Genomic DNA, 26,147 nt, shown 5'->3' on the forward strand with positions numbered 1-26,147 from the left:
CTGAGTATTAAACAGTTTAACTACTTACTCCTGATCTTAGAATTTATTCTCGCTTTTTTTATAATTATATTGGATATATAGCTAAATTGCAACTAGTTTTTATAATTTTTTATATATAAAAAAAACTATATTCTATTTACACCAGTTTTTATTGCGGCCTCTTTCACTGCATTTGCAACATTTGTACCTACATTTTTATCAAACGGCTTAGGAAGTATATTATCAACCGAAATTTCTTCATCAGGTATAGTATTTGCTATTGCTAAAGCTGCTGCTATTTTCATTTCTTCGTTTATTTCTCTAGCTCTAACGTCTAGTGCTCCTCTAAATATTCCAGGAAAAGCTAATACATTGTTTACTTGATTATCAAAATCTGATCTTCCTGTTCCTATTATAAATACTCCTGCTTCTTTTGCTTTGTCTGGCATTATTTCTGGAATTGGGTTTGCCATGGCAAATACTATAGCCTTATCCTTCATACTAGCAACCATATCTTTTGTTAAAATATTAGGTGCAGATACCCCAATAAATACATCTTTTCCACATATAATATCCTTTAAGATTCCTCTTTCATCATTCTTGTTTGTGATTTTTGCCATCTCCTGTTGAGCCCAATTCATATTTTCTTTTCCTTCAAATACAGCTCCATCCTTATCACATAATACGATATTTTTAACTCCCATGCTTATAAGAAGCTTCGATATTGCTATTCCGGCAGATCCAGGACCATTAACTACAACTTCTAGTTCCTTTATATCCTTCTTTGCAAGTTTTAAGCTATTTATGATTCCAGCTGCAACTACTATAGCAGTTCCATGTTGATCATCATGAAATACAGGTATATCTAGAGCTGCTTTTAATTTGTTCTCTATTTCAAAACATCTAGGAGCAGATATATCCTCTAAATTTACTCCTCCAAATACAGGCTCCATAAGCTTGACAGTTTTTACTATTTCATCTACATCATTCGTATCAAGACAAATCGGAAATGCATCTACATCTGCAAATTCCTTAAAAAGTATAGCCTTTCCTTCCATAACTGGTATAGATGCCTTTGCTCCTATATTCCCAAGTCCTAAAACTGCACTACCATCACTTACTACAGCGACTAAATTAGATTTTGATGTATAATCATATACCTTATTTTCATCATCGTGTATTTCTCTACATGGCATTGCAACTCCTGGAGTATATGCTATTGATAAATCATCCTTGTCTTTGACTTCAACCTTACTATTAACAGATATTTTCCCCTTATTTTTCTTATGTAATTTCAAAGCTAAATCATTGTAATCTTTCATTTAAAATACCTACTTTCTTTCGTATTTTTTTCTTTCTATATCGTACAAATTATTACCTTTACTATCTATAACTACAACCAGAGGAAAGTTTTCAACAGTAAGTTTTCTAACTGCCTCTGCCCCTAAATCTTCATATAGTATAACTTCACTTTCCTTAATGCAACTAGATATTATAGCACCTGCTCCACCAGTTGCAGCAAAATATACACAATTATTGTCCTTTATGCCTTTGATTACCTCATCTTTTCTATATCCTTTTCCTATCATACCCTTAAGCCCTCTTTCAAGCAAAGGGATGGTCATATCATCCATTCTATAACTTGTAGTAGGTCCTGCCGAACCTATAACTTTACCTGGCTTATTAGGAGATGGTCCTACATAATATATTACACTTCCCTCTAAGTCAAAAGGTATTTCTTCACCTTTTTTAATACATTCTATAAGTCTTTTATGAGCCATGTCTCTTGCTGTGTATATTGTCCCACTAATATGGACTATATCTCCTGCCTTTAAATCACTTACTATTTTATCATCGAGTGGCGTTCTTATTAACTTAATATTTTTTTTCATAAAATCCCCCTATAATATAATTTCTTCATGTCTTGATGCATGACAATTTATATTAACAGCAACAGGAAGTCCTGCTATATGAGTTGCGAATGTCTCTATATTAACACTAAGAGCTGTAGTTCTTCCTCCAAGTCCTTGAGGCCCTATGCCTAAATCATTTATTTTTTTTAAAAGTCTTTCCTCCATATCCTTTATATGATCTAAATCATTATGATTTCCTATTTCTCTAAGCAAAGCTTTTTTAGACATATATGCAGCCTTATCCATAGTTCCTCCTATTCCTACTCCAACAACTATAGGAGGGCAAGGATTTGCCCCTGCATTTGATACAGTCTCTATTACAAAATCTTCTACACCTTTAACCCCATCAGAAGGCTTTAACATTTTGATTCTACTCATATTTTCACTACCAAATCCTTTTGGTGCAAAAGTTATTTTAACTCTATCGCCTTTTACTATATCGTAATATATTATAGCAGGTGTATTATCTTTAGTATTATTTCTAAGTAAGGGATCATCAACTACTGATTTTCTCAAATATCCTTCTTTATATCCCTGTCTTACACCTTCATTTATAGCATCAGTTATACTTTGACCTTCAAATAAAACCTCTTGACCAACCTCTAAAAAAACCACTGCCATTCCAGTATCTTGACATATAGGCATAATATTTTCTTTAGCGATTTCTGCATTTTCAATCAACGTATCTAATATGTGTCTTCCTATATCAGACTCTTCTTTTTCTTTATTTTCCTTAAAAGAATTCATTACATCCTCACATAAATTGATATTAGAACTTATACTCATTTTCTTTACAGCCTCTAATACATCTCTAGTATTTATTTTTCTCAATAATACCCCTCCTAAATTAATACTATCTTACTATACCATTTTATTTTTAATCTTAACATTTTTCAAGTTTTTTTATTTTAATGTTCGCATATTTTCCAAAAAAAATAAAGGTATGAACTACCTTTATTCTTTTCCTATAACCATTAAAACTACTTTTTCTATATATTCAGCAGGACTTGGTATCTCAACTCCAAGCCCCAAAAGTATACTTATTACCAATGATACTGAAAATATCGAACAATAAAGAATTAATTCCTTTCTTTTATGATTTTTAACTAATGGTACTATTTCTAAAAAACCTATTATTAGATAAACTACTACTATCATAAATACTACCATATTAATCACCCACCTTAATAGGCTTTGAAGTTAAAGCACTTCCTTTTATGTTTACTTCAACATTTACATCCACATTTAGATGTGCAAATATTTGGTCCCAATCATTCTTAATTTTTTTCCATTCCTCAGGCTTCTTTCTATAAATAACATTTCCAAAACCAAATATATCACTATCGTAATCTTTTTGAACCCTTTTTATAGTTTTTAAAAGTTCTTTTTTTACAGTTTCCTCAGCTTGTAATTTTAGTTTATCTCGTCCTGGTTCACTTATTAAGTCAGCTTTTCCTACGATTTCTCCTATTCCCACATCCAACTTTGAATCTATCTTCATAACTATATTACCATTTTTTATAACGGGTTCAACCTTTGTTTTAGTTTTAAATATTTCAAGTGTGCAATCAGTGTTAGTATTATCCACATTTCTAACTACAAATACACCTGATTTTAATTCGTCCTTTATAAGCATCATGCTCATAGTCTCCATTCCATCTATATATCCTACAAGCTTATCTTTCTTAAACACACCCATTCCAAATATTTCAGGAACTTTCTGATCCTTTTCTTTAGTTATATGAACAGTTGGAATTGTGCACGAAATTCCCTCAGCTGCTAAGTCCTTTAGAAATTGATGTAATTCTATATCTTGAAATTTGGAAACCGAATCCTTATTTTTAAGTTTATCTTCTAAATGAGCAGATATAGTAGAGTGTAATTTAGTCTCAGAATTAAGTATCTCTTTTGCTGTTTTTTCCTGAGATATTAAAAGCCATATATCAGACCTTACCTCTGCATCTCTATTTATAAAATCTATAACATCAACAACACCTTTTTTAGCTATATCCTCACTTATTATGAATACCTTAGCATGAGGCCAATACGCTCTTTTACCTGAATGAACTATCATTGTTCTTACTGCATCAAATATGGATTTTCCTTTTTCCGATATAATATCTGCCTCTAATTTAAAATCTTGACCTGCCTGGGGCTTTATAATTTCAACACTCAAAACATACTCGTCTTTTTTTTCAAATGAATCTACTGCTGCTCCATTTATTATATTTACATCATTGATTTCTCTATAATTCCAACATCCAGAAAGTATAAACATAGAAATTGGTATTATGAAAAACAAAATTTTTTTCTTCACATTAATCATAATTTTTATACCTTCTTTCTCATCTAGTGGAATTTTTCTTTCTTATTCTGTTTTTACTACTTATAAATTTGGGTCTATATTGCATATACCACCACGGAGCTCTTATAGATGTATCTTTTATATCTTGTAATTTTGTACTAACTAAATCCATCATGTAAGGTATTCCAAATGATCTCATAGACATTAAATGTATAAATAATCCTATAACTCCAAATATATACCCATACAGACCTAAAAATGAAGCTAATAATAAAAATATTATCCTGATAATCAAAACTGGACCTAACATTTTTGGAACTAAAAAACTGGAAATACCAGTCAAAGCTATAATTATAACTATAGGGGCACTAACAAATCTTGCATTAACCGCTGCATCGCCTAAAACTAAAGCTCCAACTATACTTATTGTAGCTCCAATTGGTTTTGGGAGCCTTACCCCTGCTTCTCTCAACACTTCAAATACAAATGTCATGGCAATAGCTTCAAATACAGTAGGAAACGGAACCCCTTCTCTTGCAGCAGATATACTTATAAGAAGTGGAGTTGGTATCATTTCTTGATGATATGTTACAAGTGCTAAATAAATAGCAGGTGTACTAGTTGTTAAAAAAAAGCCTACGTATCTTAACATCCTATTTATAGACGCATATATAAAGTTATTATAATAATCCTCATTTGCCTGAAAATACTCTATAAATAAAAATGGAAGTGTAAGCACAGCTGGTGTTCCATCACATATCAAAGCAATTTTTCCCTCTAATAAATTAGCTGCAACAATATCTGGTCTTTCTGTATAACCAATTGTATTAAACGGAGACAATGGCTCATCCCTTATTAATTCCTCTATATATCCAGACTCTAATATTCCATCTATATCTATATTATCCAATCTTTTTTCTAATTCTTTAATTATTGGGTCTGAAGCTATATTTTGCATATAGCATATGCATATTTTAGTTTTGGTTTGCGTTCCTAAAATCTTATATTTATATTTTAAATCTTTACTCAGTATCTTTCTTCTTATCAACGATAAATTTACATTTATCGATTCTGTAAAACCTTCTCTTGGTCCTCTTACTACAACCTCTGATTCGGGCTCACTTATACTTCTTATTTCCCACCCCTTAGTATCAAGTACGGCTGCTCTATTCTCAGACTCGAATAAAAGAACAGTGTCTCCGTAAAGTATAGAATCTACTAATTCTTCTAAATTATCCATCCTCTTCATACTTGAATAGCATATTGTATCGTTTAATAAATCATCTATATCATTTCTCGATTCTTCATTTTTCATTATAGGACTTATTATGTACTCATTTATCGCTGATTTATCGCACATACCATCACAAAATATTACACAGTACTTTCTTTTGTTTGAAGTTTGATCTGTAAATGTTCTATAGATTATAGCATCATTATTTTTGAATAGTTCCTCAAATATGCTTATATTTTTGTCAAGCGATTTTGTAAGTTTAACAGTTTTATTTTTATTTAAAATTTTATTTTTTATTTTTTCTAGCACAAAAACACCTCTTTTAAGTTTCACTCTATTTTTTAATTATTTCCATATTACCATTATGTATTCAAATTTATTGTAAAACAAAAATTAGCTTCATGCTAAAACATGGCTCATCTTTTCAATAAGTCTAACGACTGTGTTGCTTAAAATAGTTGTAATTCAGTTATCTTGTCAATGTAATACACAAGTCGAAAGTTATATAATTTTCTTGTACGTAAAAAAGCCTACGACATGAAATTTTTCATACCATAGGCTTTTATTTTACTACTCTATAATTGTCATAACTTCTTCTATGTCTTTTCTAGGAGGGCTTTTTACCTCTCCATCAGGTATCCCTATCGGAGTCATAGCTACAAAAGTATACCCTTCTTTTTTAAATCCTATAAAATCAGATATTTCTTCTTTAGCATAATTTGGTCCTGTCATCCAACATCCACCATATCCCATATTCGCAGCTGCTAATAATAAATTTTCCATAGCTGCACCTATGTTTTGCATTCCAGGAGCTGGCTTTAAAAGAGAGTCTATTTCTTCTTTTGATGCTCCTCCTTCTCTTAATAAATCAAGTGCTGTAACTTTATATTCTCCTGCATATACTATAACAACAGAAGGAGCATTTTTGAATATAGTGAAGTACTTTAAAAATTTAGTGAATTTTTCACGCTTCTCCTCATCCTTTGTATAAGATGCCACTTCTTCATGTTTTTTTTCTATTATTTTGGCCATCTCTTGTATCTTTTCTTTATCTCTAACTACTACGAAATGCCAATTCTGAACATTCTTTCCTGACGGTGCATATGTTGCAGCCTTTATCATCTCTTTCATATCTTCCATAGGTACTTGTTCTTGCTTAAATTTTCTAACACTATGTCTTTTGTAAATAAAATCTAAATTACTCATAAAATCCTCCTTATGTCAAACTCATAATTATATTGTATACAATATAATTATAGTTTGATGCAAAACTATTGTCAATTGATTTTGAGATTATTCTATTATTATTCTGTATCAAAATTTTTTTTCAACTTATTTAATAAATAAAAAAACATATCTTCTTCTTCTTTAGTAAATCCTTTATATGCTGTATCTATTAGTTTTTTAGATATTTCTTCAAATTCTGGTCTTATATCTATTCCTTTTTGAGTTAAACTTATATAAGTTACTCTTTTATCTTTTTCACATTTTTCTTTTTTAATGTAACCAAAAGAAACCAATTTATTACATAAAGATGTAACTGTTGATTTATCTCGCCTTATAAGTTTAGCTATTTCCTTCATAGTTAGTTTTCCATTGTTTCTGTATAAAACTGAAAGTATAGAACCATGAGACGGAACTATGTTCTGTATATTATGTTCTTTTAATTCTTTTTCCAAAAAATTTTGATATTTTTTCCTAGTGGTACTTATATAACTTATACTGTAATCTCTATATTTACTCATAATCTATCCCTCTTTTATAGTTTATTATCTCAACTACCTAAAGTTATTTGAAAATATATACATATTATAATCAATTTCAGATTTATTTACAAACAAAATTCACTTTATTCTATCAAAGGGATTATATAACAAACAAGTCCTAATGATTTTTGTTTCTTAAAATAGCTATAAAGTTAGTTCTTTGATATATAAAAAATGATGGTTGTAATTACAACCATCATTTTTTATATTACACAATAAACTTTACTTAAATTAAAGCTAATAAATATTAATGACTCTTTTGCAAATTAAATTCTTTTTTTAGTTTTTTCAAAGCTCTTTTTTCTATTCTCGATACATACGACCTGGATATATCTAGTCTTTGAGCTATTTCTCTTTGAGTTTTATAACCACTTTTAGTAAGTCCGTACCTCAATTGTACTATTTCCTTTTCTCTTAATGTCAATACTTCGTCTATTTTTTTATATAATTTTTTTACTTGTATTTTAAGTTCCACCTCATCAATAACATGGTCCACATCCGTTCCAAGTATGTCTATTAAAGATATTTCATTATCTTATCTATATTATCAACACAGACTCTAATCACAAATTATTTTCTATCCAATATTTGAATATTCAAATATTGGATAGAAAAAAAACATGAAATAAGAGATATTTAAGCCTCTTATTTCATGTTTTCAAATGCGGTTGATAACATAAGTTTTATTCTATTTATTTGATTAACCTCACTAGCTCCGGGGTCATAATCTAGTGCCACTATATTTGCTTTTGGATATCTCCTTTTAAGTTCTTTTATTACTCCTTTTCCAGTGATATGATTTGGAAGACAAGCAAAGGGCTGCATACAAACTATATTTTCAACCCCATCTTCTATAAGCTCTATCATTTCTGCTGTTAAAAGCCATCCTTCTCCAGTCTGATTCCCAAGTGATACAACTGAACTCGCTTTATCTGCTAGTTCATATATATTCTTTGAAGAATTGAAATGTTTACTTTTATTTAGATATTTTCTTATATAATTCCTTGTATATTCTATAAAAGCAATTACTATTTGACTTAAATCTTTATTTATTTTTTTACCTGACAAATAATCATATCTGTATATATTTCCGTAAATACTGTACAAGAAAAAATCGATAAGATCTAAAACTACAACCTCTGATCCTTCTCTTTCTAACATTTCAACTATATTGTTGTTAGCCAATGGATGATACTTAACTAATATTTCTCCTACTAATCCTATTTTAGGTTTTGTTTCATATGACATTTCTAAGTTATCAAAATCATATATTATATCTTTTATATTTTTTTTAAATTCCCCTATCTTCCCATTTTTAATGTTTTCAAAACAATTTAATGTCCAATCATCATATAATTTATTTGCAGAATTTACAACCTTCTCATAAGGTCTTGTTTTATACAGTACTCTCATAAATAAGTCTCCATATATACAACCCATGGCAACCTTTTTTACAAGAGAAATACTTACCTTAAACCCAGGGTTTTTCTCGATTCCAGATAGATTTGCAGAAATAACAGGTATATTACTAAATCCTGAATCCTTCAAAGCCTTTCTCAAAAATCCTATATAATTACTTGCTCTACATCCTCCACCTGTTTGAGATATCATTATTGATGTATTGTCTAAATCATATTTATTAGATTTTAAAGCGTTTATCATCTGACCTATGACTATTATAGATGGGTAACAAGCATCGTTATTTACGTATTTAAGACCTTCATCTATACACTTTTTATCCATAGACTCTATTACTTCTAAATTATATCCTTCGCTTTTAAATGCCTCTTGTATAAACTTAAAATGCATTGGAGACATTTGAGGACATAATATAGTATGATTTTTTTTCATGTCCTTAGTAAAAACTATTTTATCATTACTATTTACTTCATGTTTTTTTGAATTTTTACTTTTTTCTTTAATTGCAGATATTAATGACCTTATTCTTATATTAGCAGCTCCTAGATTGTTCACCTCGTCTATTTTAATTAAAGTATATATCTTGTTATCAAGTATTTCCTTAACTTGATCACTAGTTACAGCATCGAGACCACATCCAAATGAATTAAGCTGTATAAGCTCTAAATTATCATTATCTCTAACATAACTTGCAGCTAGATACAGTCTTGAATGATACATCCATTGATCTAATACTCTTAGAGGTTTTTCTATTTTTCCTAAATGTGCTACACTGTCCTCTGTTAAAACAGCTATAGAATTTGATATTATTATATTCTGTATTCCGTGATTTATTTGAGGATCTATATGATATGGTCTCCCAGCTAAAACTATACCTATTTTAGAATTTTCTTGTAGGTAATTTACAATTTCTTCCCCTTTTTTTCTTATATCATTTTTCACTTTAATATCTTCATTCCATGCCTTATTTACCGCTACATCTATTTCTAGTTTTGATATATTAAAATCATTCAATATATCATACATCCTTTTTATAAGTCTTTTTTTATCATTATAAGGTATAAACGGATTCATAAATTTCACATTATTGTCCTTTATTATATCCATATTGTTTTTTATAACTTCAGCATAAGATGTTACTACAGGGCAATTAAAATTATTGTTTGCATTTTTATATTGCTCCTTTTCATTAGCTATACAAGGATAGAATATGAAATCCACTTTCCGTTTAGCAAGATAAGCTATATGACCATGAACCATTTTAGCTGGATAGCAAGTTGACTCTGATGGTATACTATCCATTCCCATTTCATAAATTTTACTTGATGACTCAGGTGATATCTCTACTCTAAATCCCAATTCACTAAAAAAAGTAAACCAAAATGGATAGTTTTCATATATATTCAGAACTCTAGGTATACCAACCGTACCTCTTTTTGCTTCTTCTTTATTAAGAGGAGTATAATTGAATATTTTATTGTATTTATATTCATACATATTAAATGCATCTTGAGATCTTGTTTGATTAGCTCCCTTTTCACATCTGTTTCCAGATATAAAACTTTTACCATTAGGGAATTTATTTATAGTAATAGAACAATTATTAGAACATTTTCCACATCTTGTAGATATAGTTTTAACTGAAAATCCTTCTAACTCTTTCTCTTTTAAAAGAGTCGTTTTATATCCATTAGAATATCTATTTTTAGATATTATAGCAGCACCGTATGCCCCCATAAGACCTGATATATCGGGTCTTATAACTTCTTTATTTAATATTTTTTCAATGCATCTAAGTATAGCATCATTATAAAAAGTTCCACCTTGAACTACTATATTATCGCCTAGATCATTTGTATCTTTTATCTTTATAACCTTATAAAGAGCATTTTTTATTACAGAATATGAAAGTCCAGCAGATATATCACATATACTATATCCTTCTTTTTGAGCCTGTTTCACTTTTGAATTCATAAATACAGTGCATCTTGTTCCTAAATCAACTGGAGTCTTTGCCATTAATGCTTTATCAGAGAATGTTTCAATATCAATATTAAGAGATTTTGCAAATACCTCTATGAATGACCCACACCCTGATGAGCATGCTTCATTTAACATAATATCGTCTATTACACCATTCTTTATTTTTAAACATTTCATATCTTGTCCACCAATATCTAAAATAAAATCTACATCTGGCAAAAAATGCTTAGCTGCATTATAATGTGCAACCGTCTCAACTTCTCCATAATCCAAAGATAAAGCTGATTTTAATAATTCTTCTCCATATCCTGTTGAAGTTGAATACACTACATTAGCTTCTTTTGGTAATTTAGAATACATATTTTTCAATATTCTAACTGCAAAGTCAAGAGGCCTTCCTTCATTTACACCATAAAATGAATATAATAAATTGCTATTATCATCAATAAGTGCAATCTTAGTTGTTGTAGATCCTGCATCAATTCCCAAATAACAGTTTCCTTTGTATTTTTTAATATCATTTCTTTTGATTTTATTTTTATTATGTCTTTTTCTAAACTCTTCAAGTTCATACTTATCGTTAAATAAAGGTTTTATATTAGATGATTTTATAATTTTTAAATTATCTAATTTATGTAAGTTGTTTTTCAAATCATCAAATTTTATTATGTTGTTCTTTTTAGATTCTATAGCTGCTCCCAGTGCTACATAAAATTGAGCATTTTCAGGAAATATAACTTCATTATCACTTAGATTTAAAGTTTCTTTAAATCTATTTCTAAGTTCTGATAAAAAATGAAGCGGACCTCCTAAGAACATTACTCTTCCCTTTATCGTTTTTCCACAAGAGAGCCCTGTTATAGTTTGATTTACAACAGCCTGAAATATTGAAGCTGCTATATCTTCCTTGCAAACGCCCTGATTTATAAGAGGTTGTATATCACTTTTTGCAAATACGCCACATCTAGCAGCAACGGGGTATATATTGTTATAATTTCTTGCAAGCTTATTAAGACCTGTTGCATCTGTATTTACTAAAGACGCCATCTGATCTATGAATGCTCCAGTCCCTCCCGCACAAGTTCCATTCATTCTTTGTTCTATCGAACCTTCAAAGAAAGTTATCTTAGCATCCTCTCCTCCAAGCTCGATGCAAACATCAACATCATCCGCACTAGATTGAATTGCCTTTGTACAGGCTACTACTTCTTGAATAAATTCTAAATCTAAAACTTTAGCTATACTAAAACCCCCTGAACCTGTTATCATACTAGTTATGTTAAAATCTTTAAATTCATCAAATGTATTATTTATAAGTTCTTTAATAGTTCTTGTTATATCTGAATAATGCCTTTTATATTTTTTAAAAACTATGTTATTGTTTTTATCTATTAAAATCAATTTAATTGTAGTAGATCCTATATCAAGTCCCATATGCAATAAATTATTCATATAATCTACAGCCCCATAGCTGTAACTCACCTCCTCTACCTTATGTGAATTGTATTTTAAATTATATGATTATCTTTAATTACTTATCTCTATTTTTTAATATATTATCAACAATTTCTCTACTAATATCATGAAATTCTTCTAATATACAATCTATATCTTCTTTGGATTCTATAACTGGTTCTACTACACATACAGTTGTGTTTCCTATGATATGTATTTCATCGTATTTCATATTTTCGCTCATATTGTCCCCTCCTATTTGATTATATGAGGGCTAAATGTTGTCCTATTCACATATTACTTTTCCTATAGAATAAAAAAAGTATGGTAGATTATCTACCATACTTTTTAAACTAAAATTATATTCTCGCACCCATTATTAGATGCTATTTCGTGTAACTCATTCATCGTATCATCACTTGGTGTATAGCTATTTATGATATCTTTTCTAACACCGTGATTTCTATATCTTATTATTTTGTATCTTATATTTGAATTTAAAGATGCTATAAGCTTACTTATTTGGTCTACATTGTAATGATTGTTTAAAACATCAGGAACTATAACAGTTCTAACTTCATATAATTTATCTATACTAGCCAAATATTTTATATTCTCAATTACATTTTTATTAGACATTCCAGTAAGCATTTTATGTTCATCTTCATCATAAGATTTTAGGTCTATCATACCCATGTCCATTATATCTACAAACTCATTTTTATCTTTTAAAGGTATTGATCCATTCGTATCCACATAACATGTCAGCCCAAGTTTTTTAACTTCAACAAATAATTTTGTTAAAAATTCATGCTGGAGAGTACATTCTCCTCCTGAAACTGTTATCCCTGATATAAAAGATTTGACCTTATCTATTTGTTCATAAGCTTCGTCAACACTCATGTAAACACTTTTCGGATTTGAATCGTTAGGACATGACTTTAAACACATATCACAATGCTTGCAGTTTTTAACATCCCAAACAACTTCTTTTCCTTCATTAGATAAACTTTCGTATTTACAAGACTTAACACATGCTCCACAGTTGTTGCATATATTTATAGTCTCTGGATTATGACAATACAAGCAATTAAAGTTACATCCTTGCATAAATATTACACTTCTATTCCCAGGTCCATCAACAGAGCTAAATGGAAGTATTCTATTTACTAATCCCTTACACATCTTTTCTTATCTTTCTTTCTAGTACATTATTGTTATTTACAGCTCCCATTCCAAAAGCTACAGTATCTTGAAGTACCTGCTCACCTTTTTGAAGCTTTTCTATTTCTGATCTTTTAACTAGATATCCAGTAATTCTTATAACATCACAATCTGTAGAATATAAAGAGAAATATCTCATTTCTTCTTTAAATGCACCTTTTATTATATCTAATATATATTCAGGATTTTTCTTAGCCATAGAGTCAAAGTTAAATATATCACCTATTCCTGATGGAAAGTACTTATGGAATTTTGCTGATTGAATTAAATGTTGATGTATCTCTGGTTCTTCTCCTATTGGAATTCTACATCCAGGACTTATTCCCTCGTCTGTATCTATTCCAACTTGTGCATGAAGAACATATCTATTATTTGAAGCATTACAGTAAGGTGCTTCATGTTTATTCACTTCTTCTTCTAATTTTTGAATTATTCTAAGTCCTAATTCATTCGCTCTTTCACTATGACCAAATCTATCTTCTTTAATATCTGAATTTATGAAGTGATTTACACATTCAGCAAGTCCAAACATACCAAACATAGCTGTAAAATTATCTTTTTCTACTAAATTTTCTCTAACTAAGAAGCTTGATTCAAAAAATCCACTTTCTTCAATTAAAAATTTAACTCTCTTATCCATATATCCAGCCATTACTTTAACTGCCTCTGGAAGTTTGTTTTCGATAAAATCATTTTCATCCTTTGCTGTTTTACTAAGTCCTGCAAGGTTTAATCTAACTAGTGTATAACTTCCACCAGCTATATTAAGACCATTATAACAACTTACTATTGCATAATTTTCTCCAAGGTCATCTGAAAACATCTTGTGATTTGCAAAGCTAGGTTTAGCAGTCACAAGAGCTGTATTTATAGCTTCAATTGCAAATTCATTCGAAGTCTCATCAGAATACTTAATAGTAACATTAGGTATTGCATTTTGAAGTTCTCTTTCTGCCTTTAATATAAGTCTTCCTGCTTTAGTATCTTTAGGTCCTATATTAGCATGGCAAAATGAATCTGTAATAGTTCTATCAATATGAGTTAAAAATAGTTTTATAGCCTTATAAGCTTCGTCCTCATCCTCTATAAATCTATCAAGTAATGTATCTATATTTCCTATATAAACAGGAAAAGATGTTATTGATGGAACGTGCTTGTATAAAATTAGTAAACTGTTTACTGCTTCCCAAATATCCTTAGGAGGTTTTATACCTAAAAACTCACTTCCATTTGTAATAAATCTTTCATAATCCGGAACTATATATCTAGGCCTGTACGGAGCATTTCCTTCATTAAGATCACATATTATTCCTTCTTCTCTGTACTTTTGTGCCATCTCACTTATGTTTAGCACATTTAAAGTTTCTTCTGCAGCCCTAGCTAGACTCATAACCTTCTGTTCGTAAGTCATTGTAGTATCCTTTATTATGTTAAAAATATTAGTCATGGTTCTTCACTCTCCATTTAAAATATTTTAACCACTTTTAAATGGTTGTTTAACATACTACTTTTCAAAAAAATAGTAATATGCTGTTATATATATATTATACCCTTTTGATATTTTTAGCAAACGTTATTCTTAGCTATACATATATTTTTATTTTAGTAAATATAATTTTGATATATACATATCTTAGAAAGGACGATGTTCATGAACAACACTTGTATTTATCTTAGAAAGTCAAGAGCAGATGAAGAAGCTGAAAAAAAAGGTGATAAAGAAACTTTGCTAAAACATAAGAAAGCATTACTTAAATATGCAAAAGATAATAATTTGAATATATTAAAAATCAGAGAGGAAATAGTATCCGGAGAAAGCTTGATGCACAGACCTCAAATGCTAGAGCTTTTAAAAGATGTTGAGAACAATCTATATGACTCTGTTTTATGCATGGATATAGATAGACTTGGTAGAGGTAATATGAAAGAACAAGGTCTTATTCTTGAGACATTTAAAAATTCCAATACAAAAATTATAACTCCTAGAAAAATATATGATTTAGATAACGAATTCGATGAAGAATATTCAGAGTTTGAAGCATTTATGGCCAGAAAAGAGCTTAAAATAATAAATAGACGTCTTCAAAATGGTAGAATAAGAAGTGTTGAAGATGGCAATTATTTAGGAACACTTCCTCCATATGGATATGAAATTTGTTATAAAGACAATTATAGAACCTTAACCCCTCATCCAGAACAGTCAGTAGTTGTAAAAATCATATTTGATTTATATACAAATGATAATTTAGGATGTAAAAAAATAGCTGATAAACTAAACAATATGAACTATAAGAGCTATACAGGTTCAAATTGGTCAGCACCATCAGTTCTTTCAATAATAAAAAACAATGTCTATACAGGTAGAATACAATGGAGAAAAACTATTAATAAAAAATCAAGTGAAATAGGTAAAAATAAAGAAACTAAAATACGACCTAAACAAGAATGGATAGATGTGGAGGGGAAGCACAAACCTATTATACCTTTAAAAACTTACGAAAAAGCTCAAAAAATTTTATCAAGTCGATCTCATACACCCTTTAATTCAAAAACTAAAATTTCAAATCCTTTAGCAGGAGTTATTAAATGCTTTTATTGCAATTCATCCATGGTTCTTAGACCATATAAAAATAGAGATTCTCAAATTATGTGCCCTAAACACTGTTCAAATAAAAGTAGTAAGCTTTTATATATAGAAAATAAACTAATATTATCTTTAAGATATTGGTTGAAAAAATACGAATTTGATTTAAAAAGATATCATAATAATGATAAAAATCCAGATGTTTCATTATATAAAAATGTACTTTATGGATTAAAAAAAGAATTAAGTAATTTAAATATACAAAAAAACAATTTACATAATCTACTAGAACGAAATATATATGATGAATCTACATATATCGCTAGATTAAATTCGATTACTAAAAAAAGAAAAGATATCCAAAACTCGATAGATGAAACTAACAATAAATTAATTAATGAATATAACAAATTCGATTTAAGTTACATCCCAAAATATTCACACCTTTTGGATATATATGAAAATACAGATAGCAATGCGTTAAAAAATAGATTATTAAAGTCAATCCTGAACAGTGTTGTATATAAAAAAGAAAAACATAAGAGAAACGATGAATTCACATTAATAGTTTATCCTAAATTACCAAAATAATATCTACCTAGATTTAGTATAAATCAAATTACTTTTTTACAGAAAACAACAGTTAATTAAACCTCTAATTTGAAACCTGATATAAATTTTAAGCACAAAAAAATGGCATCAAAATACCGCTAATGTGATAAATCTTTTTAATAAAACTAAGAATTAAATCTTATTGAATCTCCTAAAAGTTCTAAACTCCCTCCCGGTCAGACAACGAACTTTCTTAACGTATATTCAAACGCTGTAATTCAAGTTTTATACAAAAATATTTAAATCATTCGCTAACATTTTAATACCACTTTTTTTAGTATATCTCTTAAATTTTATACAGATTTAAATGTTGTTCTCTCATAAATAATGCCATATTTCTTATTCTAAATTTCTTTTTGAACGGGAAATTCTTTGATAAGAATATGGCATTATTTTTTTATGTTTTTTATGCTATCATTAAATAAGATTTGACTTTATAATAGAATACTTACTATCAAAACTGTATATAAAAATGTTAGTGAATGCTTTTAGATATTTTGACTAATATAACTTAGCTTTTAGCGTTTAATAATACGTTAAGAAATTTACGTGTTTGACCGTAGAGAGTTCGTAAATTTTAGAATTATTAATAAGATAAAAGATTAGTTATATTCAAAATATCGTTGTATTCTCGGTATTTTTATATATAGTTTTGATAACACACAAAAATCAAAAGTAGCTACTTTTTTTATACTAATGAAATATTTTATTTAATTCAACTTTTATATCTTCAATACTCTTTCCACTAGCCTTTATAACTGGTATTTTAGTTGATGATGTTTCTATTCCTATAAAGTTTATTTTTGATCCTGATACTAACAATGCATCGAAATTGTTTAAGTAGTTTGGATTATTCTTTTCATTACTATCTATTACATCTATTTGGTAGCCTTCTCTTTTTAGGTCATTTTTTACAAATGACATAGTTCTTTCAAGTGCTATATTTTTCACTATAAAACCTCCCAAATTTGAAGTTGATATAAGGTTTAAGATATTTCATTCCCTTCTTTATCTACGCCTATAGGATCTTGAAGTGATACCTCTCCTTTATTTTTTTTACCTGCTCTTATACTCATAAGTATCTCATTATCTATACACCTTGCAGCATAAGTTGCCAGCCTTGTACCTTTGTCAATATTAAATGTCTCTATTGCTTTTATAAGCCCAATAGTTCCAATAGATATTAGATCTTCTATATCTTCTTGATAATTAGTATATTTCTTGACAATATGAGCTACTAATCTTAGATTTCTTTCTACTAGAATAGATTTTGCACTTAAGTCTCCTTGTTTAAACTTTTTTAAATATTCTAGTTCTTCTTTAGGGGTTAGTGGATTCGGAAACGATTTTGTAGTTGTCAATATATTCACCCCCCATATAATAAGTCACTTTACATTATATGAATGTGTTTATATTATTGTGCCTGTACTTATTTAATATTATTTATATTTTCAATTATATCTTTAAATACAGGAGCTGCAGCTCCTCCACCTGATTTTCCATCATATATAAATACTGTTACTGCATATTTAGGTATTTTTGCTGGATAGTAACCAGTAAACCATCCATGTACAAATTTTTTACCATTGATATAATATTCTGCTGAACCAGTTTTTCCTGCACTGTTTCCTTTTATTCCTTTTATATTTTTAGCAGTACCTTCTTCAACAACACCTTCCATTAATTTTTTTGTTCTATTTATTATAAAAGGAGACATTACTACCTTATCTTTTTCTGGTTTATGTTTTTCAATCTCATTCATATTCTGATCTAGTGTAGAATCAAATAAATACAATTTTTTATATGCTCCATTATTAGCTATTATCTGGGTCATCTGATTTACTTGAAGAGGAGTTACTTCTATATCTCCTTGTCCTATTGATATGTTCCCTATAGCGTTTCCTTTGACAGAGTCTCCTTTTGGAAGTTCAGTTTCTTTTTCTTCCTCTAAGCCTATATCTATTTTATCTGACAGCCCCAGCCTTTTTGCTGTTTCTAGTATTTTTTTGCTTCCAAGTCTTTTTCCTACTTCGACAAACACTGGATTACACGAATTATAAAAAGCTTCTTTAAATGTTTCTTCTCCATGCCCTTCTCTTTTCCAGCACTTTATCTTTATTCCATCAAATTCTATATATCCGTTGCAGTCAAATTTTTCTTCTTCATCTACTACACCTTCTTCAAATGCTGCAAGTGTTACTATTATTTTAAATATAGATCCAGGTGGATATTTGCATTGAATAGCTTTATTTAATAATTCTTGTTTTTTACTATCTATATAGTTTTCTATCTTGTTGGGGTTAAAATTTGGTCTTGATGCCATGGCTAATATCTCACCTGTATTAACATCAGATACTACAACAGCTCCATTTTTATGCTTTTTATCTAGTGCTTTTTCAACTATATTTTGTATATTGTAATCTATAGTCAATTTTATATTTTTATGTTTTTCATCCTCACTTTTATATTTTTTAAAACTTCCAGGAACTACATTCTTTCTTGCGTCTACAAATGCCTCTACATATTCTTTATTTTGATCTTTGAGTAAATCATTTTTAGCTTTTTCAATTCCACTTACACCTTTATTCTCATACTTATTCACATATCCTAAAACATGCGTTAATATATTTTCACTTCTATACCTATATGTTTTATTAACTATTAAAATTGCTTTCTTACTTTCTATTTCTTTTCTCAATTTATCATTTAAATATTTTATTTTGAGCTCTATCAAATTGCTTTTAGTCTCAAATTCATTATATATTTCTTTTTCAGAGAGTTTTGTGACTTTTTTTAATATATCTATTTTTTCTTTATCCAATTTAAAATTTCGTTTTAATATTACAACTATATCTTCTTTTTCACTATCTGTAAGTGCTACATTATTTCTATCATATATAGTTCCTCTATTACTCGTTAAGTCTATTTTTATTTCACTTTGTCTTATGGCTCTTTCATAATACTCTTTACCTTTATAACCTTGTATATATATAAGCCTTGCAAATAACAATATAAATACAAACGAAAAAACAAATAAAAGTATTGAAAGTCTTTTATTATTCTCTTTCTTACTCTTTTTTCTCAAAAAAACACCCCCTGATAAGGATTATTTTTTCCAATTATCAAGGGGTTAATACTTTAATTAATTATCTTTTTTTACTTTAGATTCTATTATAGACTTTATTTTAGCAACAACTATATCTATAGCAACAGTATTATATCCACCTTCTGGCATTATAATATCTGCATACTTCTTATACGGTTCTATAAACTGCATATGAGCTGGTCTTACAGTAGAAAGATATTGATCTATTACAGAATCGACTGTTCTTCCTCTTTCTTCTATATCTCTTTGTATTCTTCTAAGTATTCTAATATCATTATCTGTATCTACAAATATCTTTATATCTAACATATTTCTTAGATTTTCATCTTCTAATATCATTATACCTTCAACCACTATTATATCTTTAGAAAAAATCTCTGTATATTGGTCTACGTCTCTAGTATGTTTTTCAAAGTCATAAACTGGTTTTTTAATGCTTTTTCCATCAAGTAAATCATTTAAGTGACCTATTAAAAGCTCATTATCAAAGGCAAATGGATGATCATAATTCGTCTTTAATCTATCTTTAAATTCAAGATGACTTTGGTCTTTATAGTAAGCATCTTGCTCTATAATAGATAAATTTTCCTCAGGTATACTCTCTATTATAGCTTTACTTACTGTACTTTTTCCTGAACCTGTTCCACCAGTTATTCCTATTATCAGGGGCCTATTTTTCATCTTCTATCACCTTTCTCAATATATAATTTTCTTTAACACAAGCATCAAACTTAATTTTAATTAACTGTCTAGGATGAGGAGCTACTTCTATCTCTTCATCTTTTTCATTCCATAATTTATCTATCTTAGTGTAAATAGTCTCCTTATTTGGACCTATTATTTCTATCTTATCTCCTACAAACATTCTGTTTCTTTGTTCTACTGTTGCTATACCTTTTTCTTCATCAAAAGATTTAACAAGTCCTATAAAATCGTAATCTCTTATATATGAACTAGAACCATAATGTTGCTCATCCGATTTTGGCTTATCAAAATAAAAACCAGTTGTAAAATCTCTATGACTAGCTTTTTTTATTTCATCAAGCCACATAGGATTAAACTTCCATCCTTCAGAATTTTTATAATACTCATCTATAGCCATTCTATATGCCCTAACAACAGACGCTACATAATAAGAAGTCTTCATTCTACCTTCTATTTTAAGACTCTTAATTCCAGACTCTATTATTTGAGGTATGTACTCTATCATACATAAGTCTTTTGAATTAAAGAAGAATGTACCTCTTTCATCTTCATATACAGGATAATACTCTCCAGGTCTTTTCTCTTCAACTAGCGAATACTGCCATCTGCAAGGATGAGCACAGGCTCCCCTATTTGCATCTCTTCCAGTCATATAGTTGCTTATAAGACATCTTCCTGAATATGATATACACATAGCACCATGTACAAATGCTTCTATTTCCATATCCTCAGGTATATTATCTCTAATTTCTTTTATTTCCTCAAATGAAAGTTCTCTAGCAGTTACTATTCTATTAACTCCTTGATTATACCAAAACTTAGCACTCATATAGTTAGTATTATTAGCTTGAGTACTTAAGTGTACCTCCATATCAGGTACAACAGTTTTAACAACAGATAGAACTCCCGGATCTGATACTATTACAGCATCAACCCCTATTTCTTCAAGTTGCTTTAAATATTCACTTAATCCTTTAAAATCTTCATTATGAGGTATTACATTAACTGTTACATATAGCTTTTTATCTCTATCATGAACGAACTTCACACCTTCTTGCATTTGTTCATAAGTGAAGTTCTTAGCACCTGCTCTTAGTCCAAAAAATTCTCCTCCAAGATATACAGCATCTGCACCATATTCAATGGCCATCTTTAACTTTTCTAAATCTCCAGCTGGAGCTAGTAATTCTACCTTTTGCATATTAGCACCTCTTTAATATTTTTTATAACGAATAGGAAATTATATTCCTCTTTAAATTGTAGATAAATATAAATTTTGTTATGAGTTTCATAAAAGTTTACATTTAAGATTCTTTTAAAGAAGAACCTTTTTTATAACTTAAAGCCACACCATCTCCAATTGGTATTAAGCTAGTATCTAAATAATCACAATTGCTTATATAGTCTAGATAAGTTCTCATTCTCTTAACTATTGTCTTTTTTCTTCTAATAACATACTTATCACTTGCAACCATACCCTTGTAAAGTATATTGTCAGATATTAAAACTCCACCAGGCTTTAATTTATCTATAACTAAATCATAAAATAATTTATATTGACCTTTAGCTGCATCAATAAAAATCATATCAAACTGTCCATCTACTTCTTTTAACTTTTCCTCAGCATTGCCTTCAAGTATAGTTATATTATCATCAAATCCATATTTTTTAATGTTTTCTGATGCTTTTTCTATCATTTTTTCATTTCTTTCTACAGTTATTATTTCACAATCCTTATTCAAAGTATTCGCAAACAACATAGAAGAATATCCTATTGCACATCCAACCTCTAATATCCTTTTAGGCTGGTTCATCTTTAAAATAACTTTTAAAAATTCTGCAACCTCTTTATGAACTATAGGGACTAGATTTTCACTTGCATAATCTTCTAATTCCTTTAGAAAAGTTTCACTTTCTTTTAATGTATTTCTTATATATTCTTCTACATATTCATCTACTATATTACCCAAAAGTATCATCCTTTCTATGACACAAATAAATAGGTGGATTCCCACCTATTCACTTTCATTTTCTGCTTTTCTTTTTAGATGCTCATTATACGTCTTTGAAAAGCTATGACTACCGTTTTTCTTTGCTACAAAATACAAATAATCTACATCATCTGGATAAAGAGCTGCTTCTATTGATTTTTTCCCTGGTGACGCTATTGGTCCAGGAGGTAATCCTGCATTCTTGTATGTATTATATGGAGAATCTATTTTTATATCATCAAAGCTTAAATTAGGTTTTCTCTCTCCAAGTATATATTGAACTGTAGCACAAGATTGTAGAGGCATCTTTATATCCATTCTATTGTAAAACACACCCGCTATTACATTTCTTTCCTCATCTAATCTAGCTTCTCTTTCTACAATAGATGCAAGAGATATTACTTGATTGAGTGTAAGATTTTTTTCATCTTGAACTTTTTTATATTCATCAGTATATATTTCATCAAATCTTTTTAGCATTACATTTATAACATCTTCTTCAGAATAACTTTTATTAAAGAAATACGTATCAGGAAATAAATATCCTTCAAGAGATAGTATATCTTCCTCATTTAAAAACTTGTAATTTTCACTAAATACTGAAGGATTGTTTACTAAGTCCATAAACTTATTTTTATCAACAAGTCCCAACTTTGAAATCCTTTCCGCAATTTGATGTGCTTCAAAACCTTCTGGAATAGTAACCTTAACTAAATCTTTATATACTCTGCCTGAATTTAGTATATCCAATATTTCCTTATTTGAATATGATTGGTTAATCTTATAAAGACCAGCTTTTATTCCTTTATCCATATCATTAACTTTAGCAGTTATTTTGAAAAATAATTTGTTCTTTATAAGTTTTTTTTCAAATAATATTTCACTAACACTATTGAGCGAAGATCCTTTTTTTATATCCACTAAAACTTGCTTTTCACTACTAGAATCATAAGGACCTGTTTGTATATTAAAGTAGACTAACCCAGATGCTATAATAAGTACAATAAAAATACACATAGTAAATACTTTTTTCATATTATTACCTCTTTTTTATTAAATTTAACATATTTATCCCAAAGCTAAAAGTCATAAAACTCCATCTTCTTGAGGCTGGAGATAAGAACTCTAAAGCTTCTGAATTAGTTTAACTAAAAATTCATTTAAAGTAAAAACTCCATCTGAATTAAGTTTCACCTTATGTTATTATGAATCAAATGATAAACAATATAATATTTAAAAGTTTACATTCAAGTTCTTTGTAAAAGATAACTTTTTTATACATCTATACTATTATATAAGTTTAGACTGTTTTTTACAATATGTAACTTATTAATTCAAAAATTTCACATAAAATCTGCTTCCTACTATCGCATGGCTCATGTCATCAACGATCCTTACAGGCTCCGTTCTCAAAATTCACATAGTTCATGGCGGCAACAAGTCTCACGACTCTGGTGCTTAAAAATAGTTGCAAGTATAGCCTTTTTGATAAGTTATCCGCAAAATAAAAAATGATATAGTTTCCTTAAGAATAAAAAAAGATGCACCTTAGATAGGCGCATCTTTTATATATAAGTTTTCCTAAAATCTTTTTACTCCATCTTTAGTAACTACTCCATGAACAAGTTTTCTTTCAACAGGTCTTTGATCTGATATAGTATAAGCCGATAGAAGTCTTTCTTTAGCTGCTTCAAACTTTTTCATATCATTAACATACATACAAGCTAAAGTTTCACCCTCTTCTACCATATCTCCAACTTTTTTCTTAAGTACTATTCCAGTTCCAAGATCTAATTCATCTTCTTTTGTCTCTCTACCTGCTCCAAGCATCATAGCACTAATACCAACTGTTTCTGCTTCAATCTTGCTTACATAACCTTTTTTGATAGACTTAACGTCTATCTTGTTAGTAGCTCCTGGTAATAAGTCATAATTATCAACTACATCCTTATTTCCACCTTGAATTTCTATAAATTCTCTTAGTTTATCAAGAGCTTTTCCAGAAGATATAGATTCTTCTAACATTTTTCTTCCTTCTTCATATGTATTTACAACCTTAGATAGAATTAACATATATGAACCTAAGCTAAGGCAAAGCTCTGTGAAGTCCTTTGGTCCATTTCCTTTTAATGTTTCAATCGCTTCTATTACTTCAAGTGAATTTCCTACTGCAAAACCAAGTGGCTGATCCATATCAGTAATAACTCCTATAGTCTCTCTATCCATGCCATTTCCAATATCGACCATTTCTTTAGCTAAATTAAATGAATCGTCTAGCTCTTTCATAAAAGCACCACTACCAGTTTTAACGTCAAGGACTATAGCATCCGACCCTGAAGCTAACTTTTTACTCATTATACTACTAGCTATTAATGATATATTATCTACAGTAGCAGTAACATCTCTTAGAGCATATAGTTTTTTATCTGCCGGAACTATAGTAGCCGTTTGTCCACATACAGCTATTTTATGAGTGTTTACATTGTCTGTAAACTTATCTTGATTCATCTCTATAGAAAGTCCAGGTATAGCCTCAAGCTTATCAAGAGTTCCTCCTGTATGTCCAAGACCTCTTCCAGACATTTTTGCAACAGGTGCTCCACAAGATGCAACAAGAGGTGCTAAAGTTATAGTAGTTTTATCTCCAACTCCACCCGTACTATGTTTATCCACTTTTATTCCATCTATCTTTGATAAATCTATAACATCTCCAGATCTCATCATAGCATCTGTTAAGTATACAGTTTCTTGTTTAGTCATTTTCTGTAAGAATATCGCCATTATAAAAGCAGAAGCTTGATAATCAGGTATTTCTGATTTAGCATATCCATCTACAAAAAAGTTTATTTCCTCTTTAGATAATTCAATTCCATCTCTTTTTTTCTTTATAATATCATACATTCTCATATTTCCTACACCTCTTTCACTATTCCTTTTATTAACGATATAAAGCCAAACTTAATTCAGATGAAGTTTTTGCTCCATCTGAACTTTTAGCTCTGAGATAAATCGTGGTCTAGCGTTACTTTTACAGCTATTACATTTTGTGTAATATATTCTTCACTAAAGATATAAATTGTGCTTTAACTCTTTGTGTAGTCTCTATAACTTCTTCATGATTCAGAGGTTGATCTAGTATTCCAGCAGCCATATTAGTTATACAAGATATACCTAACACTTTAAGACTTGAATGTCTAGCAACTATAACTTCTGGAACTGTAGACATTCCAACTGCATCTCCTCCCATAGTTTGAACCATTCTTATTTCCGCTGGTGTTTCATAAGTAGGTCCAGTAAAGTATGTATATACACCTTCTTTAACCTCTATATTCAATTCTTTAGCTACATCTTTAGCAAGAGATATAAGCTCTGGAGTATATGCCGTTGACATATCTGGGAATCTAACTCCTAACTCCTTGTTGTTAGGTCCCATAAGTGGGTTGTTTCCACCAAGATTTATATGATCATTTATTATCATTAAGTCCCCTGGTACATAAGTTTTATTAGATCCACCTGCAGCATTTGTTACAACTATTGTTTCTACTCCTAAAGCCTTCATTACTCTTACAGGAAATGTAGCAGCTTCCATAGTATATCCTTCATAAAAATGGAATCTTCCTTGCATTGCAACAACATCTTTTCCTTGTAATTTACCTATTACAAGCTGTCCTGCATGACCTTCTACTGTTGAAACTGGAAAATTAGGTATTTCTTCATACTTTATTTTAACAGCATCTTCTATTTCATCTGCTAATACTCCAAGTCCTGATCCTAATATTAATCCTATTTTGGGATTAACTCCAGCTTTTGACTTTATGAATTCTGCACTCTCTTTTATTTTAGTAATTAAATCCTTCATTATTACTCCTCC

23 protein-coding genes and 1 other annotated feature (1 of these 24 running past the window's edge) are annotated in these 26,147 nt (G+C 29.3%); of the genes, 1 reads left to right on the top strand and 22 read right to left on the bottom strand.

What is annotated here, in order from left to right; all coding sequences use genetic code 11:
* Window positions 1-47 (bottom strand) — a binding site (T-box leader) (it extends 213 nt beyond the left edge of the window).
* Window positions 48-125: 78 nt separating this feature from the next.
* The 13 genes from P4S50_RS11395 to P4S50_RS11455 form a co-directional block, all read right to left on the bottom strand.
* On the bottom strand, window positions 126-1,301 hold the full coding sequence (locus P4S50_RS11395; protein WP_277730909.1) for an NAD(P)-dependent malic enzyme: 1,176 nt from the start codon (window positions 1,299-1,301) through the stop codon (window positions 126-128).
* 9 nt (window positions 1,302-1,310) lie between these two features.
* Window positions 1,311-1,871, bottom strand: coding sequence for a Fe-S-containing hydro-lyase (locus tag P4S50_RS11400; RefSeq protein WP_277730910.1), 561 nt, complete (start codon window positions 1,869-1,871; stop codon window positions 1,311-1,313).
* A gap of 9 nt (window positions 1,872-1,880) precedes the next feature.
* On the bottom strand, window positions 1,881-2,723 hold the full coding sequence (locus P4S50_RS11405) for a fumarate hydratase (RefSeq protein ID WP_277730911.1): 843 nt from the start codon (window positions 2,721-2,723) through the stop codon (window positions 1,881-1,883).
* 123 nt (window positions 2,724-2,846) lie between these two features.
* Complete coding sequence (locus P4S50_RS11410) at window positions 2,847-3,062, bottom strand: hypothetical protein (RefSeq protein ID WP_277730912.1); 216 nt, start codon at window positions 3,060-3,062, stop codon at window positions 2,847-2,849.
* 1 nt (window position 3,063) lies between these two features.
* Window positions 3,064-4,218 carry a Ger(x)C family spore germination protein gene (locus P4S50_RS11415; RefSeq protein ID WP_277730913.1) on the bottom strand — a complete coding sequence of 385 codons (1,155 nt, stop codon included), beginning with the start codon at window positions 4,216-4,218 and terminating at the stop codon, window positions 3,064-3,066.
* Between the two features lie 19 nt (window positions 4,219-4,237).
* Window positions 4,238-5,740: a spore germination protein gene (locus tag P4S50_RS11420; protein ID WP_277730914.1), complete on the bottom strand. Its 1,503-nt coding sequence runs from the start codon at window positions 5,738-5,740 to the stop codon at window positions 4,238-4,240.
* Between the two features lie 261 nt (window positions 5,741-6,001).
* Window positions 6,002-6,637 (bottom strand): nitroreductase family protein, encoded by a 636-nt coding sequence (locus tag P4S50_RS11425; RefSeq protein WP_277730915.1) that lies wholly within the window; start codon window positions 6,635-6,637, stop codon window positions 6,002-6,004.
* 98 nt (window positions 6,638-6,735) lie between these two features.
* Entirely contained in the window at window positions 6,736-7,176 is a 441-nt protein-coding gene (locus P4S50_RS11430; protein ID WP_277730916.1) for a MarR family winged helix-turn-helix transcriptional regulator, read from the bottom strand.
* Between the two features lie 268 nt (window positions 7,177-7,444).
* Window positions 7,445-7,693, bottom strand: a complete 249-nt coding sequence (locus P4S50_RS11435; protein ID WP_331489582.1) for a sigma-70 family RNA polymerase sigma factor — start codon at window positions 7,691-7,693, stop codon at window positions 7,445-7,447.
* 149 nt (window positions 7,694-7,842) lie between these two features.
* Window positions 7,843-12,051: a 2-hydroxyacyl-CoA dehydratase gene (locus P4S50_RS11440; RefSeq protein ID WP_277730917.1), complete on the bottom strand. Its 4,209-nt coding sequence runs from the start codon at window positions 12,049-12,051 to the stop codon at window positions 7,843-7,845.
* 79 nt (window positions 12,052-12,130) lie between these two features.
* Complete coding sequence (locus tag P4S50_RS11445) at window positions 12,131-12,298, bottom strand: hypothetical protein (protein ID WP_277730918.1); 168 nt, start codon at window positions 12,296-12,298, stop codon at window positions 12,131-12,133.
* Between the two features lie 104 nt (window positions 12,299-12,402).
* Window positions 12,403-13,239, bottom strand: a complete 837-nt coding sequence (locus P4S50_RS11450; protein ID WP_277730919.1) for a YjjW family glycine radical enzyme activase — start codon at window positions 13,237-13,239, stop codon at window positions 12,403-12,405.
* Complete coding sequence (locus P4S50_RS11455; RefSeq protein ID WP_277730920.1) at window positions 13,232-14,725, bottom strand: YjjI family glycine radical enzyme; 1,494 nt, start codon at window positions 14,723-14,725, stop codon at window positions 13,232-13,234. Before P4S50_RS11455 ends, P4S50_RS11450 begins: the two co-directional genes overlap by 8 nt.
* Before the next feature lie 204 nt (window positions 14,726-14,929).
* Here P4S50_RS11455 and P4S50_RS11460 point away from each other — a divergent pair, with 204 nt between their 5' ends.
* Window positions 14,930-16,453, top strand: coding sequence for a recombinase family protein (locus tag P4S50_RS11460; RefSeq protein WP_319023184.1), 1,524 nt, complete (start codon window positions 14,930-14,932; stop codon window positions 16,451-16,453).
* A 714-nt stretch (window positions 16,454-17,167) separates the two neighbouring features.
* On the opposite strand, the gene P4S50_RS11465 is transcribed toward P4S50_RS11460, so the two are convergent.
* The 9 genes from P4S50_RS11465 to P4S50_RS11505 all read right to left on the bottom strand — a co-directional run bounded on the left by P4S50_RS11465 (window position 17,168) and on the right by P4S50_RS11505 (window position 26,135).
* Entirely contained in the window at window positions 17,168-17,425 is a 258-nt protein-coding gene (locus P4S50_RS11465) for a YkuS family protein (RefSeq protein WP_277730923.1), read from the bottom strand.
* 35 nt (window positions 17,426-17,460) lie between these two features.
* A complete protein-coding gene (locus P4S50_RS11470) occupies window positions 17,461-17,844 on the bottom strand; it encodes a sigma-70 family RNA polymerase sigma factor (protein WP_277730924.1) in 384 nt (127 codons plus the stop codon).
* A 59-nt stretch (window positions 17,845-17,903) separates the two neighbouring features.
* Window positions 17,904-19,559 (bottom strand): peptidoglycan D,D-transpeptidase FtsI family protein, encoded by a 1,656-nt coding sequence (locus P4S50_RS11475; RefSeq protein WP_277730925.1) that lies wholly within the window; start codon window positions 19,557-19,559, stop codon window positions 17,904-17,906.
* 57 nt (window positions 19,560-19,616) lie between these two features.
* A complete protein-coding gene (gene udk / locus P4S50_RS11480; protein ID WP_277730927.1) occupies window positions 19,617-20,261 on the bottom strand; it encodes a uridine kinase in 645 nt (214 codons plus the stop codon).
* Complete coding sequence (locus P4S50_RS11485) at window positions 20,251-21,486, bottom strand: peptidase U32 family protein (protein WP_277730928.1); 1,236 nt, start codon at window positions 21,484-21,486, stop codon at window positions 20,251-20,253. Before P4S50_RS11485 ends, udk begins: the two co-directional genes overlap by 11 nt.
* Before the next feature lie 103 nt (window positions 21,487-21,589).
* Entirely contained in the window at window positions 21,590-22,255 is a 666-nt protein-coding gene (locus P4S50_RS11490; protein ID WP_277730929.1) for an O-methyltransferase, read from the bottom strand.
* 45 nt (window positions 22,256-22,300) lie between these two features.
* Window positions 22,301-23,311 (bottom strand): endolytic transglycosylase MltG, encoded by a 1,011-nt coding sequence (mltG, locus tag P4S50_RS11495; protein WP_277730930.1) that lies wholly within the window; start codon window positions 23,309-23,311, stop codon window positions 22,301-22,303.
* Window positions 23,312-23,857: 546 nt separating this feature from the next.
* Window positions 23,858-25,183 (bottom strand): pyrimidine-nucleoside phosphorylase, encoded by a 1,326-nt coding sequence (locus P4S50_RS11500; protein ID WP_277730931.1) that lies wholly within the window; start codon window positions 25,181-25,183, stop codon window positions 23,858-23,860.
* 130 nt (window positions 25,184-25,313) lie between these two features.
* Complete coding sequence (locus P4S50_RS11505; RefSeq protein ID WP_277730932.1) at window positions 25,314-26,135, bottom strand: purine-nucleoside phosphorylase; 822 nt, start codon at window positions 26,133-26,135, stop codon at window positions 25,314-25,316.
* Between the last annotated feature and the right edge of the window lie 12 nt (window positions 26,136-26,147).

It is taken from the genome of Tepidibacter hydrothermalis, assembly GCF_029542625.1.
GTDB lineage: Bacteria > Bacillota > Clostridia > Peptostreptococcales > Peptostreptococcaceae > Tepidibacter_A > Tepidibacter_A hydrothermalis.

Bases quoted from the DNA above. Each gene is read 5' to 3' on its own strand.
- P4S50_RS11395 (WP_277730909.1), bottom strand. From the start codon at position 1,301: ATGAAAGATTACAATGATTTAGCTTTGAAATTACATAAGAAAAATAAG.
- P4S50_RS11400 (WP_277730910.1), bottom strand. From the start codon at position 1,871: ATGAAAAAAAATATTAAGTTAATAAGAACGCCACTCGATGATAAAATA.
- P4S50_RS11410 (WP_277730912.1), bottom strand. From the start codon at position 3,062: ATGGTAGTATTTATGATAGTAGTAGTTTATCTAATAATAGGTTTTTTA.
- P4S50_RS11415 (WP_277730913.1), bottom strand. From the start codon at position 4,218: ATGATTAATGTGAAGAAAAAAATTTTGTTTTTCATAATACCAATTTCT.
- P4S50_RS11425 (WP_277730915.1), bottom strand. From the start codon at position 6,637: ATGAGTAATTTAGATTTTATTTACAAAAGACATAGTGTTAGAAAATTT.
- P4S50_RS11430 (WP_277730916.1), bottom strand. From the start codon at position 7,176: ATGAGTAAATATAGAGATTACAGTATAAGTTATATAAGTACCACTAGG.
- P4S50_RS11440 (WP_277730917.1), bottom strand. From the start codon at position 12,051: ATGAATAATTTATTGCATATGGGACTTGATATAGGATCTACTACAATT.
- P4S50_RS11445 (WP_277730918.1), bottom strand. From the start codon at position 12,298: ATGAGCGAAAATATGAAATACGATGAAATACATATCATAGGAAACACA.
- P4S50_RS11450 (WP_277730919.1), bottom strand. From the start codon at position 13,239: ATGTGTAAGGGATTAGTAAATAGAATACTTCCATTTAGCTCTGTTGAT.
- P4S50_RS11455 (WP_277730920.1), bottom strand. From the start codon at position 14,725: ATGACTAATATTTTTAACATAATAAAGGATACTACAATGACTTACGAA.
- P4S50_RS11460 (WP_319023184.1), top strand. From the start codon at position 14,930: ATGAACAACACTTGTATTTATCTTAGAAAGTCAAGAGCAGATGAAGAA.
- udk (WP_277730927.1), bottom strand. From the start codon at position 20,261: ATGAAAAATAGGCCCCTGATAATAGGAATAACTGGTGGAACAGGTTCA.
- P4S50_RS11485 (WP_277730928.1), bottom strand. From the start codon at position 21,486: ATGCAAAAGGTAGAATTACTAGCTCCAGCTGGAGATTTAGAAAAGTTA.
- mltG (WP_277730930.1), bottom strand. From the start codon at position 23,311: ATGAAAAAAGTATTTACTATGTGTATTTTTATTGTACTTATTATAGCA.
- P4S50_RS11500 (WP_277730931.1), bottom strand. From the start codon at position 25,183: ATGAGAATGTATGATATTATAAAGAAAAAAAGAGATGGAATTGAATTA.
- P4S50_RS11505 (WP_277730932.1), bottom strand. From the start codon at position 26,135: ATGAAGGATTTAATTACTAAAATAAAAGAGAGTGCAGAATTCATAAAG.